13 protein-coding genes are annotated in these 15,092 nt (G+C 39.0%); 5 read left to right on the forward strand and 8 right to left on the reverse strand.

Annotation, left to right across the window (positions count from 1 at the left end; translation table 11 throughout):
• Positions 1–12: 12 nt before the first annotated feature.
• Complete coding sequence (locus tag UMU13_RS09120) at positions 13–1,296, forward strand: 4Fe-4S dicluster domain-containing protein (protein ID WP_328218578.1); 1,284 nt, start codon at positions 13–15, stop codon at positions 1,294–1,296.
• 415 nt (positions 1,297–1,711) lie between these two features.
• Here UMU13_RS09120 and UMU13_RS09125 read toward each other — a convergent pair whose 3' ends face one another.
• The 8 genes from UMU13_RS09125 to UMU13_RS09160 form a co-directional block, all read right to left on the reverse strand.
• On the reverse strand, positions 1,712–2,470 hold the full coding sequence (locus tag UMU13_RS09125) for a 3-hydroxybutyrate dehydrogenase (RefSeq protein ID WP_328218579.1): 759 nt from the start codon (positions 2,468–2,470) through the stop codon (positions 1,712–1,714).
• Between the two features lie 2 nt (positions 2,471–2,472).
• Positions 2,473–3,840 carry a 3-oxoacid CoA-transferase gene (locus UMU13_RS09130; RefSeq protein WP_328218581.1) on the reverse strand — a complete coding sequence of 456 codons (1,368 nt, stop codon included), beginning with the start codon at positions 3,838–3,840 and terminating at the stop codon, positions 2,473–2,475.
• Positions 3,841–3,860: 20 nt separating this feature from the next.
• The gene (locus tag UMU13_RS09135; protein WP_328218582.1) at positions 3,861–5,036 is read right to left on the reverse strand and encodes a thiolase family protein; all 1,176 of its coding nucleotides are present in this window, start codon (positions 5,034–5,036) and stop codon (positions 3,861–3,863) included.
• A 15-nt stretch (positions 5,037–5,051) separates the two neighbouring features.
• A complete protein-coding gene (locus UMU13_RS09140) occupies positions 5,052–6,374 on the reverse strand; it encodes a TRAP transporter large permease (RefSeq protein WP_328218583.1) in 1,323 nt (440 codons plus the stop codon).
• Entirely contained in the window at positions 6,364–6,873 is a 510-nt protein-coding gene (locus UMU13_RS09145) for a TRAP transporter small permease subunit (protein ID WP_328218585.1), read from the reverse strand. Before UMU13_RS09145 ends, UMU13_RS09140 begins: the two co-directional genes overlap by 11 nt.
• A 65-nt stretch (positions 6,874–6,938) precedes the next feature.
• Positions 6,939–8,015: a TRAP transporter substrate-binding protein gene (locus UMU13_RS09150; protein ID WP_328218587.1), complete on the reverse strand. Its 1,077-nt coding sequence runs from the start codon at positions 8,013–8,015 to the stop codon at positions 6,939–6,941.
• Between the two features lie 221 nt (positions 8,016–8,236).
• Positions 8,237–9,559 carry a sigma-54 interaction domain-containing protein gene (locus UMU13_RS09155; protein WP_328218589.1) on the reverse strand — a complete coding sequence of 441 codons (1,323 nt, stop codon included), beginning with the start codon at positions 9,557–9,559 and terminating at the stop codon, positions 8,237–8,239.
• Between the two features lie 314 nt (positions 9,560–9,873).
• Positions 9,874–10,317, reverse strand: coding sequence for a C-GCAxxG-C-C family protein (locus UMU13_RS09160; protein ID WP_328218591.1), 444 nt, complete (start codon positions 10,315–10,317; stop codon positions 9,874–9,876).
• A 57-nt stretch (positions 10,318–10,374) separates the two neighbouring features.
• On the opposite strand from UMU13_RS09160, the gene UMU13_RS09165 reads away from it, so the two are divergent.
• Genes UMU13_RS09165 through UMU13_RS09180 form a run of 4 tightly spaced genes read left to right on the forward strand, consistent with a single transcriptional unit; the run spans position 10,375 to position 15,080 of the window.
• On the forward strand, positions 10,375–11,070 hold the full coding sequence (locus tag UMU13_RS09165) for a TIGR04283 family arsenosugar biosynthesis glycosyltransferase (protein WP_328218593.1): 696 nt from the start codon (positions 10,375–10,377) through the stop codon (positions 11,068–11,070).
• Entirely contained in the window at positions 11,067–13,049 is a 1,983-nt protein-coding gene (gene arsS / locus UMU13_RS09170) for an arsenosugar biosynthesis radical SAM (seleno)protein ArsS (RefSeq protein WP_328218595.1), read from the forward strand. Before UMU13_RS09165 ends, arsS begins: the two co-directional genes overlap by 4 nt.
• A complete protein-coding gene (locus UMU13_RS09175) occupies positions 13,046–13,687 on the forward strand; it encodes a TIGR04282 family arsenosugar biosynthesis glycosyltransferase (protein ID WP_328218597.1) in 642 nt (213 codons plus the stop codon). Before arsS ends, UMU13_RS09175 begins: the two co-directional genes overlap by 4 nt.
• On the forward strand, positions 13,674–15,080 hold the full coding sequence (locus UMU13_RS09180) for a dihydrolipoyl dehydrogenase family protein (RefSeq protein WP_328218598.1): 1,407 nt from the start codon (positions 13,674–13,676) through the stop codon (positions 15,078–15,080). Before UMU13_RS09175 ends, UMU13_RS09180 begins: the two co-directional genes overlap by 14 nt.
• Positions 15,081–15,092: the final 12 nt, after the last annotated feature.

Genomic DNA, 15,092 nt, shown 5'->3' on the forward strand with positions numbered 1-15,092 from the left:
AAAGGATTGCTAATGGCTCATCTTACCGCACGGCAGGGTTTTGCCGAGCTTACAAACAGGCTGAACAGATTCCCGCAGGGAGCCCCTCCTTCAGAATATTTATATAAAATTCTATCTGTACTCATGAGTGAAAAGGAAGCTTCACTTATTGCGCTGCTTCCCATTAAGCCGTTTACCTCAAAAAAGGCAGCCGGCATATGGAAAATATCTGAAGTGAAAGCGGTCAGAATACTGGAGAGTCTTGCTGACAGAGTACTCTTGCTTGATATGACAATAAAAGGGGAAAAACATTATGTGCTGCCACCGCCTATGGCAGGTTTCTTTGAATTTTCAATGATGCGGACAAGGGGCGATATCGATCAGAAGCTATTAAGCGAGCTTTTTTATCAGTATATAACAGTTGAAGAGGATTTTATAAAGGCTCTTTTTGTAAATGGTGAGACCCAGCTGGGCAGAACCTTTGTTAATGAAGACACCATCCCAAGGGACAGTGATCTCTTTGTTTATGATTACGAAAAAGCCAGTAAAGTTATTGAAACAGCAGAACATATGGGTGTTAGTATGTGTTACTGCCGCCATAAAATGCAGCATTTGGGAAAAAACTGTGATGCACCAATGGACATCTGCATGACCTTCGGAACGGTCGCTGATTCACTGATCAGACATGGTTTTGCAAGGCGGGTGGATGCAAATGAAGGATTGGAGCTTCTTGCAGAGGCATATGAAAATAATCTGGTACAATTTGGTGAAAATGTTCAGCATGAAGTTTCGTTTATTTGTAACTGTTGCGGATGTTGTTGTGAGGCGATGATAGCTGCAAGAAAATTCGGTCTGATGAATCCGGTTCATACCTCTAATTTCATGCCTGAAATCGTACATAATGATTGTACGGGCTGTGGCAAATGTGTTGAGGTCTGCCCTGTGGAGGCAATGAGCCTTGTTTCTGCCAATAACCCGGTTAAGCCACGATACAAAAAGGCTGATATTGATGAAGACAGGTGCCTGGGATGCGGAGTCTGTGTACGCGTATGTCCTGCACAGTGCATTAATATGGAGCCTCGTAAAAAAAGGGTTATTACTCCGGTTAATTCGGTTCACAAAGCAGTTATGATGTCAATTGAAAGAGGCGGGCTTGAACATCTGATTTTTGATAACAGAGCCCTTTTTTCACACAGAGCAATGGCGGCTATAATGGGGTCAGTATTGAAATTACCGCCGGTAAAGAAAGTTCTCGCTGCAGAGCAGATAAAATCCCGCTATCTCGGGCGTCTTATTGAGAAAAAATCCGGTCTATAGTTTGTATTCAAACTGTCGTTTCCTGTCGAAAATGCTGTTTAAACATTACTGCCATAACATAGCTCAAATGACCCCTCTCCTAACCTTCTGATAAAATTACCATATAGTGTCAGCACCGAAGAAGGCACAGAGAGGGATCAACCAAATAATGGTAATTTTGGGAGGCACTGACACATTCAAGGCACAGTTGCATATTTATTCGTTATGTCGTTTCATATGGTAGAGATTTCTCACTTCGTCCGAAAGAATGCCTGCGGCTAGCATCAGTCTTTTAGACTGGTAAATATGTTTACATTCTATTTATCCGCACGAGGCGGATGTTAGACAGGACTTTATGTCATTCCGAGTGGAGCGAAGCGGAATCGAGGAATCTCTATCTATATATTAACAATTTCTGCATATCTGCTAACTTATTTTAGCTCGCAGTCCACCCGCAGTCGGCGGTTATTGATGTTCCTGTGATTGTAGAAGCGGCATCCTTACAAAGAAATGAAGCTATCTCTGCAACTTCGGAAGGCTCTATCAATTTTTTAACAAATGCTTTTTTCAGCATTATTTTTTCGATCACCTCATCTTCAGATATATTGTGTGTTTTTGCCTGGTCACTTATCTGATTTTCCACCAGGGGAGTTCTGACATATGCCGGACAAATGGAATTAACCGTTATGCCGTAAGGAGCTCCTTCGAGCGCAGTAGTTTTAGTAAGCCCCATAAGGCCGTGTTTTGCAGATATATATGCCGATTTAAATTCTGACGCCCTTAGTCCGTGAACTGAGTTTACATTTATCACTCTGCCCCACTTGTTTTCTTTTAAATAAGGCCATGCGTATTTGGTAAGAAGAAAGGGAGCAGTCAGCATAAGATTTATTATAAAATTCCATTTTTCCTCCGGGAATTCATCAATTGGTGCTACATGCTGAATACCGGCATTATTAACCAGAATGTCTATCCGGCCATATTTATTGTAAGCTTCATCAATCAGAGTTTTACAATCCTCTTGTTTTGTTAAGTCACTTTTAATAAAGTATGCGTTTATTTTTTCCGCTTCCTTAATGCCGTCTCTATCATTAATGTCCGCCATAACAACGTTGGCTCCATCTTCAGCAAATTTTTTTGATATAGCCAAACCGATACCGCTTGCAGCACCGGTTATTATCGCTGTTCTGTTTTTCATGGTTATCCTCCTATCAAATTATCAGCTACCTGAAAATCACAGCCTGTGGAGTTTTTAATGTCCTCAAGGTCTGAATACGGTGATATTTCGATTAATGTCAAACCTTCATTTTTATCTATCTTAAAGACACCTTTATCAGTAACAAGCATATTGGCAACATTTTTGCCCGTTAAAGGAAGGCTGCACTCATTCAGTATTTTTGGGCTGCCGTCTTTGGCGACATGCTCCATCATTATAACCAGCTTTTTAACACCGCTGACCAGATCCATTCCACCACCGGGACCTTTAACCATCTTTCCCGGTATCATCCAGTTGGCAAGATCACCGTATTTGCTCACCTGCATACCTCCAAGAACCGAAAGATCAATATGTCCACCTCTGACCATTGCAAACGATTCAGATGAATCAAAAAAAGAGGCTCCTTTTTTAAAAGTGACAGTTTGTTTTCCTGCATTAATCAGATCAGGGTCAACTTCATCTCTTTTTGGAAACGGTCCGATACCCATAAGCCCGTTTTCCGAATGCAGTGTAATTTCAATATCTTCAGGAATATAATTGGCCACAAGTGTCGGCATACCGATCCCAAGATTAACGTATGCCCCGTCTTTTAGTTCTTTGACAATTCTTTTTGCCATCCATTCTCTTTTCTCATTAAAGCCTTTTGCCGTTACTCCGGAATCCGAAGTGGTTATTTGCTCGATAGGTTTCTCGTAATTTCTACCTTTAATAAGCCTGTCCACGTATACACCAGGCAGATGTATGCAATGCGGGTCAAGCTCTCCGACTTCAACAATTTCCTCAACTTCCACCACTGTCATTTTGCCTGCTTTTGCTGCCGGTTCATTGTAGTTGTTTGCAGTATATCGAAAGATGACATTTCCGGCTTTATCGGCTTTCCACCCTTTGATAATAGAAAGATCCGGAACAATGCTTTCCTCCAGAACATAATCCACACCGTTAAAGTTTTTTATCTCTTTGCCCTCTGTCAGTTTTGTCATATACCCTGTTCTTGTATAAAATCCCGGGATTCCTGCCCCTCCCGCTCTTAATTTCTCGGAAAGTGTCCCCTGTGGGACAAGCTCAAGTTCCAGCTCACCATTTAAGTATTGCTGTTCGAAAATTTTGTTTTCACCTACATAGGAAGCCACCATTTTTTTGATTTGTCTTGTTTGAAGCAGCAGACCGAGCCCGAAATCGTCCACACCTGCATTATTACTGACAACGGTTAAATCTTTTACATTACTCTCTTTTAATGCGTTAATCAAATTTTCCGGTATTCCGCAAAGTCCAAAACCTCCGGCGGCAACCAACATTCCGTCTTTAATGACATCAGATAATGCTTCTTCAGCATTCTTATACAATTTGTTCATTGAAAAACCCTCCTTAATTGTTAAATTTTTTCAATTAAAACAGCAACAGATTCGCCGCCACCGATACACAGTGATGCAATACCGTATCTCTTATCTCTTGCTATCAACTCTCTCAAAAGTGTTGCAGTCAGTCTGCCTCCACTTGCTCCAACAGGGTGGCCCAGAGAAACAGCTCCACCGTTTACATTGACTTTATCAAAATCCAGACTCAGACTTTTTATCGCCATAAGAGGAACGGCGGAAAAAGCTTCATTAATTTCATACAGATCGATATCTTCTTTTTTGAAGCCGGATTTTTTAAGAATCTTTTCTATTGCTCCAATCGGTGCCTCTCCAAAATCATCGGGATGTATGCTGTTTGTGGAATAAGCGATGATTTTTGCCTTAGGGCGCAATCCGTATTTTTCACCGGCTTTTTTACTTCCTGCAAGGAGTACAGCTGCCCCGTCATTTATTGTGGAAGCATTGCCCGCCGTGATAGAACCGTCCTTTTTGAAGACGGGCTTCAGGCTTGTGATTTTTTCGATTTTACCCCTTCCGGGTTCTTCATCGGTGTCTACTACAATGTCGCCTTTTTTTGATTTTTTGGTTACCGGTACAATCTCATTTTTAAAGGTTCCTTTTTGAATTGCATTCTGTGAAAGTGTATATGACCTTATTGCATATTCATCCTGCTCTTCACGGCTTATATTATTCTTCTTGATACTCTCTTCGGTAATTTCACCCATATGATTTCCGGAATATGGATCTTCCAGAGCATCAACAATCATTGTATCTATAATTTTTCCATTACCCATTTTGTAACCGTAACGCGCCTTTTCCAAAGCATATGGTGCCATAGACATACTTTCCATCCCACCTGCAAGTACGAGGTCGGAATCGCCAAGCATTATCGATTGGGCGGCAAGCATTACGGATTTTAAGCCGCTTCCGCATACCTTGTTTATCGTCATGGCATGCGCTTTATCGCTTAAGCCTGCATTGCGCATAGCCTGTCTTGCCGGTGCCTGCCTGGCAGCTCCCTGTATGACCTGCCCCAGAATAACTTCATCAACTGTATCATTTGGCAAATCGTATTTTTTTATAATTTCCTTGATAACAGTCGTTGCCAAATCGGTAGCCGGAACATCTGAAAGAGAACCCCCAAAAGAGCCGAACGGTGTCCTCAGTGCTTCAAATAAATATACCTCTTCCATATTAAATTCTCCTTGTTAGTTCATTATAAAATTAGGTAACCATGTAACCAGTTCGGGGAAAATAATAATCAATATCAACCCTATTACCTGAAGAATTACAAAAGGGATAATACCCCTGTAAATATGACCTAATTGCATTCCAGGGGGCGCCACCCCTTTAAGATAAAACAAAGCGTATCCAAAGGGTGGCGTAAGGAAAGACATCTGTAAGTTTACACAGACAATTAAAGCAAACCAAAGAGGGTCAAAACCAAGTTTCCCTACGGCTATCGGAGTAAAAATCGGAACACATAACAGTAAAATGCCAAGCCAGTCGACAAACATGCCGAGCAAAAACATTATTATCATCATTACTGCCAGAATTACCCATCTGTTGTCACTGACTGCAAACAACAATTTCTCAAACATATCTCCGCCGCCAAGTCCCATAAAAATAGCGGTATAAAAATTAGCTCCCACAAAAATAAGCATTACCATGCATGTTATTTTTAAAGTGGAATAAGAAGACTCTTTGAAAAACTTCCAGTTTGCTCTTTTGTTTACAACAGCAAGAAGCAACGCTCCGAGTGAACCTAAGCCTGCGGCTTCAGTTGGGGTTGCGACACCTGCTGCTATACTGCCCAGTACAGCAAAAATGAGAAATAAAGGTGGCAGCATAGATTTTAGTGTCATCCCTATCTTTTGAGCTGTGGTATGGGTTCTTTTTTTCATAGGGATAGGAGGCCCGTAATCCGGCCTTATATAGCAAAGTACGAAAGTGTATATAAGATAAAGCATTGAAAGTAGTAAACCGGGGATAAATGCAGCCAAAAATAATTTACCCACTGACATTCCAATAAGCCCGCCGTAAACAACAAGCATTATGGAAGGTGGAATTAATATCCCCAGTGTACCGCCGGCAGTTATAACTCCGGCCGTCAGCTCTTTCTGATATCCTTTGGAAAGCATTGTCGGTGCTGCAAGGAGGCCCATTGCCACAACAGATGCCCCAATTATACCTGTTGTGGCAGCAAAAACCGTACTTACTACGATTGTTGCAAGAGCCAAGCCGCCCCTGACAGGTCCCAGGACGATATACATCGATTCGTATAAGTCTTCTGCAACCCCTGACTTGTCAAGAAATTGTGCCATTAAAATGAATAACGGTATTGCTACTAATACGTAATTTGTCATCAGACCATATGTTTTACTGGTTAAAATAAAAAAAGCTCCGGGACCGTATCCTATAACCCCAAAAATTATTCCAAGTCCTCCAAGTGTAAACCCAAGTGGATGCCCTAAGAATACTGCCAGGAGGAGGACAACAAACATTGCTATTGCTAATAAATCAGGACTCATACATTTCTCCCGTTTTAACTTTGTATATGGCTTTGAGAAATTCCGAAATTCCCTGAAGAAATAGTAAGAAGAAACCAATCAGTAATGTAGTTTTGTAAGGATACACAGGCGGAGCCCATGTGGATTGACTGTGTTCCATAATCTGCCACGATTGAATTGTAAATTGATATGAAGCTTTTAATCCAAAATATATAAAAGGAAAAAAGAATACCAAATAGCCGATAATATCCAGAATACCTTGCTTCCTTGGGGTTGCACGGGAATAAAATATGTCTATATTAACATGACTCTTTGATTTCAAAGCATAAGCATACCCTATCATGAATAAAAAACCGTATAACATATAGCTTAACTCAAAACCCCAGACAGTGGGGTTCCCAAAAATTTTCCTGCTGACTACTTCGTATAAAACAATTACAAGTAAGATATAAACAATAAAACTTAAAGCTTTTCCTATTGCAGTATTGAGAGTGTCGATCCATCTAATTGCAGTATTCATACTGATCACCTTTTAATTAAGCCGAAGAGAATAATCTCTCCGGCTTAGTGGGTAAAATTTGATTATTATTCCAAATGCTTTCCTTTGACATAATCTTCATAAGGATATGCCGAAACGCCGCTTTTTACTTCTTTCCAGTTTGAATATAGCTGTATTAAATCTTCCTGGGATGTTAGTACTTTATCCAACAAAGCGTTTTTCTTTCTTAAGCCTTCAAGGTAATTCTTTGTTGTTTCTCTGAGTTTGTTAAGCGACTCATCATCAAGCTTGTTAAACGATACACCTTCTTCTTTATAATTTTTTATTGCGACTGCGTTTCCGTACTCCCTTTCCGCCATTGACCACAATTGTGTTTCCCGGGATGCTATTTCCAGGACATACTTCAGATGATCAGGGAGCTCATTATAAGCTTTCTCATTAATCATAAACATGTTCTGGCATGAAGTCTGATGCCATCCGGGTACCAACACATTTTTAGCTATCTCCTGGAATCCAAGCGGATAAGTTGTACTTGGAGTGCTGAATTCTGCTCCATCCAATACACCACGCTCAAAAGCAAGATAAATTTCTCCACCTGGCAGCGGGGATACATTTACACCCATTTTTTCAAATATTTCTGCAGCCCAGCCGACAGTTCGAATCTTCATTTTGCCCATTTCATCCACAGAATTAACCGCCTTCTTTGTAAAAAAACCGATTTCCTGTCCGGGATTGCCTCCCATTAAAGGTACAAGACCGAATTTCCCGTAAACCTCTTTGGCTAAATCCATCCCTTCATGTTGAAGCCAAATAGTATATTCAAGACTGTTCATACCAAAAGGCACAGATGCAAAAGGAACGAATGCTTGATCTTTGCCTTTCCAGTAGCCTGGCCAGTCGTGTCCCATCTGGGCTACGCCGTTTCTTACTGCATCAAATACCTGAAATGCAGGGACAATAGCGCCAGCCGGATAAACCTTAATTTTAAGCTGACCTTCGGATAATTTGTCCACAGTCTTAGCAAAATGCTGTGCTGTTTCATAAAAAGGGATACTGGTACTCCATGTTGTAACAAGTCTCCAGTTGTAAGTCTCTGCAGCAAAAGTAGTAGTTGCTGCTGATAGCATAAAAACTATCGAAATGATTAATGCCAATTTCTTCATATGCATCCTCCTATGACGTTCTATACTTATACTGTAAGCAAAAAGCGTTCCAAAATAAAAAGCCTTAATTTAGTGTGTTTGCGGGTAAATATAGATTCATATTTGAATCAAAAATGGCCATGGTATTTAAGTTATTCATATCGTTGAATATAATAATGATTCATTCATGAATCGTTCGATAACAATATGAATCATAAGTGCTTATGTTATATAAAATTGTTTTAATTTAGAGAATGTTTTTTGAGAAGTCTTACTACCTTAGGTTGGCTGATGCCAAGAGATTTAGCAATTTTTCGTGTGGTTAAATGTTCTTTTTTAGCCTGCACAAGTATTTCATATTCAAATTTATCAAGCATATTTTGCAGCGACTTTTTAGGCACTATCTTTCTTTTTTGTTGAATACGGTAAAAATCTTCTGTTGTCAGTTCCTGGTTAGGAGATAAAAGAATTAATCTTTCTATTACATTTTCCAATTCCCTTACATTCCCGGGCCAATTAAACGATTGAAAAGCTTCGAGTAACTCTTCTGAAAAATATTTATAAGCATGATAATGCTGATTAAATTTGTTGAGAAAATATTTTGCCAGCACAGGAATATCGTCAGTTCTTTCCCTTAATGCAGGAACATTTATGGGAATCACATTCAGTCTGTAATACAGATCTTCTCTGAATTTTCCACTTTTCACCAATTCCCATAAATTTTTATTTGTTGCGGCAATTATTCTGGTATCTGTTTTTATAGATTTTCTGCCCCCAATCTTAAAAAATTCCTTATCCTGTAAAAACAACAACAATTTCGATTGAGCAGAAAGGGGCAGTTCGGATATTTCATCGAGAAACACCGTTCCTTTGTCTGCCGACTCGAAAATTCCAAGCTTACCTTTTTTGTCTGCGCCAGTGAAGGCTCCAGGCTCATATCCGAAAAGTTCTGACTCTATCAAACCTTCTGGAATAGCCCCGCAGTTTATTTTTAAAAATTTATTATTTTTTCTTTTGCTTGTTCTATGCACCATTTCGGCCACAACGCTTTTGCCCACCCCTGTTTCTCCGGTGAGCAATATTGTGGTACTTGTATTAGAAAGCTTGAGAACGGTATCTATTACTTCTGTCATTTTTTCGCTTGTGGCAATGAACCCTTCTTCTTTCAAATAAGAGTCTCTGGCAGTATCTTTGTCCAGCACATCGTTGTATTTAATCACTGTTAAATCCCATATGGTATTAATGATTAATTCTATTTCGTTTTTATCATTAAGAATGGGTTTGCCTTTCACTAAAAGGTTTTTACCGGTCTTCGTCTTATAGGTTATTGTCGCAGGTTTTTTTCGCTCAAGAACAAGTAAGCTTGCTGCACCGGAAAAATATTTGTAATGATGAACCAGGTCGTAAAGTGTTTTTCCGGCAAGCTCTTCGTTGGTAAATCCGGACATCATTTCAAAGGTTTTATTGACAAGAAGTGTTCTGCCTTCACCGTCAACTACGTATATGCCATTATAAACGTTGTCAAAGATTGTTCTGAAAAGGCTTTCATTAAATCTGAGTTCCATATTAATACCTTTGCTTTTTTATATTAATTCAAGTTTCGCACTTACGTCGGTCATTGCGAAACCCTGTGGATACAGGGTTGTGGCAATCTCAAAATAATAAAAAAAGAGAGATTGCTTCGTCGTTAGCACTCCTCGCAAAGACTTACAATAGGTGCAAGTGCGAAACTTGAATATTAATATTATGCTAACTAAAATATTTTTACAATAACAGTCCTTTAAATAATTTGACAGCGCTGTTTTTGTATATACTTTTAAATCCTTGGGAAATATTTCTGATTATTATAAGTAAGAGTTGTACAAAATAGCTGTTTCAGCTAAATCCACTCATGTTTTTGTGAAAGTTCCACGACTTTCAATGCACAAAAAGCGGTGATATATGGACAGTGTTTGAATTTTCCGAATCCCAGCTTGCCAGCTGCATTTTTGGTTATAACTCTGCAGCAGGCTGACCCGTATTTCTTTTTAAATTCCTTCATAAAATTATTGCTTAAATCGAAAGCATTTTTATAGTTCTGTTTATTGTTTGTTCTCCCTTCAAAGGTGCTTATTACAAAGGTAACTGCCGAAGCAGCACCGCAAATACAGCCGTTAGATCCGATGCCTTCGGCAAAAGCTGTCATTCCTCTGTGTATTTCATCAGAGAATCTGTGGCCTGTAAATTTTTCGAAAGCCCTGACGATAATTTCAGAACAGAAATACCCTCTTCTGAATTCATCCACTGCATATGAAGTGATTTCTTCCTTTAAATTTTTGTCCAACTTTAAGCCTCTTGTATATGCTTTTTTTTATCTGAAAATATGATATCTATTAGAGTTATGAAAAATAAAAAAGTTTCAATAATAATTCCCGTTTTCAAAGAATACAATATTGACCATTTTGTTGCCGTACTCCAGCGGAAAGTAAAGAATTTTAATGTGGAAATAGTTGTTGTGGACGGTGATAGCTCAGGTTCTACAATCTCCAGGCTTGAAAAGTACGATCTGAAAACAATTACAAGCGAAAAGGGCAGAGGTACTCAGCTTAAAAAAGGTGCTGAGCACTCAACAGGTGATCTTCTGCTCTTTCTTCATGCAGATACCGAACTTCCTGATAATTTTTATTCAGCTGTTACAGACACTTGTGACAAAATTTCTTCCTGCGGAGCCTTCAGCTTAAAAATTGATTCCGGCAAACATCTTTACAGAATAATAGAATTTTTTACGAATTTAAGGGCGAAATATTTGCAGATGCCTTTTGGGGATCAGGCAATCTTTGTGAAACGCGAGGCTTATTTTGAATCAGGAGGTTTTTTAGAGATACCTGTTTTTGAAGATGTGGATCTTGTCAGGAAGTTAAAAAAAAGTGGAGCAAAGATTCATATTTTAAAAGAAACGGTGACAACATCTTCAAGAAGATGGGAATCTGAAGGAATTTTAAAAGCAACGATGCGTAATTGGTATTTACAAATACTTTATTTTGTATTTAATATAAATCCACATTATCTTAAAAAGTTTTACAGGAGTCAAAAATGAATGAAGTGCAGAATACAATCAACAAAATCTCGCTAAAAAGGAAACAACTGTCAATCATACAAATAAATATGGGTAATCTTTGCAATCACGCATGCAGCCACTGCCATATTGAGGCCTCTCCGGAGGGAGAGAATATAATGGATTATGATACTTCTGTTAAAGTTATTGAAAAACTTAAAAAAATGAACATTGAAAATATAGAAATTACAGGCGGAACACCGGAAATGAACCCCAACTTCAGGATGTTTCTGGAAGAATTGGGAAATTTGAAAAAGTTAACTGTAAGATCTAGTCTGACAATACTGAACAGCAGTAAATACAGTCATTTTAAAGAACTTTATAAAAAATATAATGTTAAGATTATAGCTTCGCTGCCCAGCATTCTTGAGGATATAACAGACACCCAGAGGGGGAAGAATTATTATAAAACATCAATAAATGTTCTGAAAGATTTGAATGAAATTGGTTACGGAACAACACTGCCGTTGGATATTGTTTATAACCCTGCCGGTGATTATCTCCCGCCGGAACAGGTAAAACTCCAGAATGAATTCAGAAATTTCCTCGGTGAAAATTTCGGTGTGTCGTTCAATAAGCTATCGGCAATTGTTAATGTTCCCATTAAACGTTTTCGGGATTATCTTGTAAAGAACAACCGGTATGAAAATTATATCGATCTGCTTTTCAGTAATCATAACAAAGCCACATGGCAAAACGTAATGTGCCGGAGTTTGCTGACTGTCGGTCATGACGGCAGAATTTACGATTGTGACTTTAATTATGCACTAAGGATACCTGTAAAGGGATTTGAGGACGTTTATTTCTGGGATATTGACCCGGATAATTTCGAATCTGAAATTATTGTAGGAGAGCACTGCCTTGCCTGTACTGTTAACAGGGGGAGCAGCTGCCACGGTGAATTGAAAAGTTTTGACACGGAAGAGGTGGTTAAAGGCTATTACGGCAGTACTCTGAGCTCCTCAAACGATCTTAAAACTACTGCATGTTGCGATCTCGACGATATTCCCGAATATGTGAAAGATATTTCTCCGTTGATTGCCGATGAAATCCAGATGAAATTCTACGGTTGCGGATCTCCAATTCCTCTGCATCTGGAAGGGTGCAGTGTGGTTGATTTGGGCTGCGGCACAGGAAGAGATTCTTATATAATATCCAAACTTGCAGGAGAACATGGAAGAGTGCTCGGTATAGACATGACGAATGAGCAGATAGATGTGGCCCGAAAATATGTCAATACCCAGATGAAAGCTTTCGGATATGAAAACAAAAATGTAAAATTTGTGCATGATTATATAGAAAATGCATTGGAATATGTTTATTCCGGTTCTGCCGATGTGGTTATATCCAACTGTGTGATAAACCTGACTGAGGATAAGGGGAGGGTTTTGGATGATATTTATCGTATGCTGAAAAACGGCGGTGAGTTTTACTTTTCAGATGTTTATGCCGACAGGAGACTGCCGGATGATATCAGAAAAAATGATCTTCTTTATGCGGAATGTCTTGGCGGAGCTCTTTATATAAATGATTTTATGAGGCTTGCGCGCAAGGCGGGGTTTAATGATCCAAGGGTTATGAATTTCCGTGAGATTGAGATTACAAATAAAAAGGTTAAAGACCTTGTGGGAAATGCAAGATTTTATTCCGTTACATACAGACTGTTTAAAATTGATGGACTGGAGGATGCCTGTGAAGATTACGGGCATGTGGCAATATACAAAGGCGAGCTGAAATATTCGGAAAACAAATTTATTCTGGATGAAGAACATGTTTTTGAAAAAAATAAGCCCGAGAGGGTTTGCGGCAACACAGCTCTTATGCTCAGCAAATCCAGATTTAGAAATTATTTTACAATTATAGGTGATTTTGATGAGCATTTCGGAGCGTTTGAGGATTGCGGAGGAAAAATACAGGGTAAAGAGAATGTTGATAATACAGATAAAGGATGCTGCTGTTGAAATGTGCAAAGATTGTATTTGTGAAATATCCTGAGGCCGGAAATGTTAAAACGAGATTGGCTTCTGATTCATCAGACAACTTTGCGGTGGAAATTTATAGATTTTTACTAAACAGGTTGTTTTCTGAATTGAAAAATATTGAGGATGTTTACTGGTTTGTTTCCGGAAAAGAGAATGTGGAAAAATTTGCAAAAATTTCCGGATATAAGAACATAAAAACTCAGACGGGAGAAAGTCTGGGGGAAAGAATGTATAATGCTTTTGAAAAGATATTTTCAGAAAAGACTTTTGACTGTGCTTTGCTTATGGGCAGTGATATTCCGGGAATTTCCGAAAACCTGATAAAATACGGTGAGGAATCACTCAGAAATTATCATTACTGTCTGGGTGGATCGAATGACGGCGGTTATTATCTGATAGGTATGCAGAAAGGCTTTTTGAAGAAGGATATCTTTGAGGGTATAAAATGGAGTGGCCCTGATGTTTATTCTGATACACTGCAAAAGATAAATGAATCCGGAAGTGTTCAGTTATTGGAAACATTGAACGATGTGGATACATTGGAAGATCTTAAAAATGAAATGAAATATGATAAACAACTATCTTCTTTTGTGGAGCAAATGTATGAAAACTTATGACTTGATTGTGCTGGGCGGAGGCTCGGCGGGACTCGTTGGGGCCAAACTTGCGAAAGGGCTGGGGAAAAGTGTACTCCTTGTGGAAAAACGTTACCTTGGAGGTGACTGCACATGGTACGGATGTGTACCCAGCAAAACACTTCTGAAATCTGCTTCTGTTGCAAAACATATACAGGACGCAGATGATTACGGAATAAAAGGTTATTTTGATAATGCTGATTCGGTGTTTGGGCATGTGCGGAAATTAAGAGCCGATGTTTATTCAGGGGAGACACCGGAAGTTTTCCAAAATGAAGGGATTGACGTAGTAACAGGAGAGCCTTTTTTCAAGAATGAAAATTCCATAAGGCTTAATGACAATAGTTATACCGCTAAAAAATTTTTGATTGCTACAGGCTCTTCCGCATTTGTTCCTCCGATAGCCGGGATAGAAGATGTGAAATATCTTACAAATGAGAGTGTCTTCGAGATTGAAAAACCTCCTGAATCCATTACTATTCTGGGCGGCGGTCCCATAGGGATAGAGATGGCTTTTGCTTTCAGACGTTTAGGAGTCAGTGTTAATGTGGTGGAGATGAGTGACAGAATACTTTTCAACGATGACAGCGAATTGACCGGAATTCTTCAAAAAACGATGGAAAACGAAGGGATAAATTTCTATCTGGAGACAGAAGTTAAAGAGCTAAAAAAAGAAAAAAATGGTATACAGTGCATTGTGGAGAAAAAAGGTGAAAATTTTGGTATTTGCTCGGAAAGTTTGTTGGTGGCAACGGGGAGAAAACCAAATATTTTTGATATGAATCTGGAAAAATGCGGAGTCAGCTTCGATAAGAAAGGGGTTCATGTTAATAACCAGCTTCAGACGGATAACAAGAATATTTATGCCGCCGGGGATGTTGTGGCTCCCTATAAATTTACTCACCTGGCCGAAAACCATGCTATTATTGCTGTTCAGAATATGTTTCTGCCTGTGAAAAAGAGTATTAATTACAAAACACTGGGCTGGTGTACATATACCGAACCTGAACTGGCTAAAACGGGATTGTCAGCTGTCCAAGCAAAACAGAAATACGGAGAAAATTTTCTGACATTCAGATTTCCCTTTGATAGTCTGGACAGGGCTGTAACAGATGGTACAAATACCGGGATGGCCAAAATTTTTACGGATAAGTCATACAAAATTCTTGGTGCGACGATTCTTTCAGAGCGTGCCGGGGAGATAATAGCGGCGGTTCAGATTGCGATGGATAACAATGTACCGCTTTACAGGCTGGACAGAATAATTTTTACTTATCCCACCTATGCGCAGTGTTTGAAATATCTTGCAAGAGCCGCATATATTCACAAAATAAACAATAATTTCTTTGTTAAGTTAATTAAGAAGTTTAAGTGAAAAGAGGTTATT

The organism is Flexistipes sp. (genome assembly GCF_036172515.1).
Taxonomy (GTDB): domain Bacteria; phylum Chrysiogenota; class Deferribacteres; order Deferribacterales; family Flexistipitaceae; genus Flexistipes.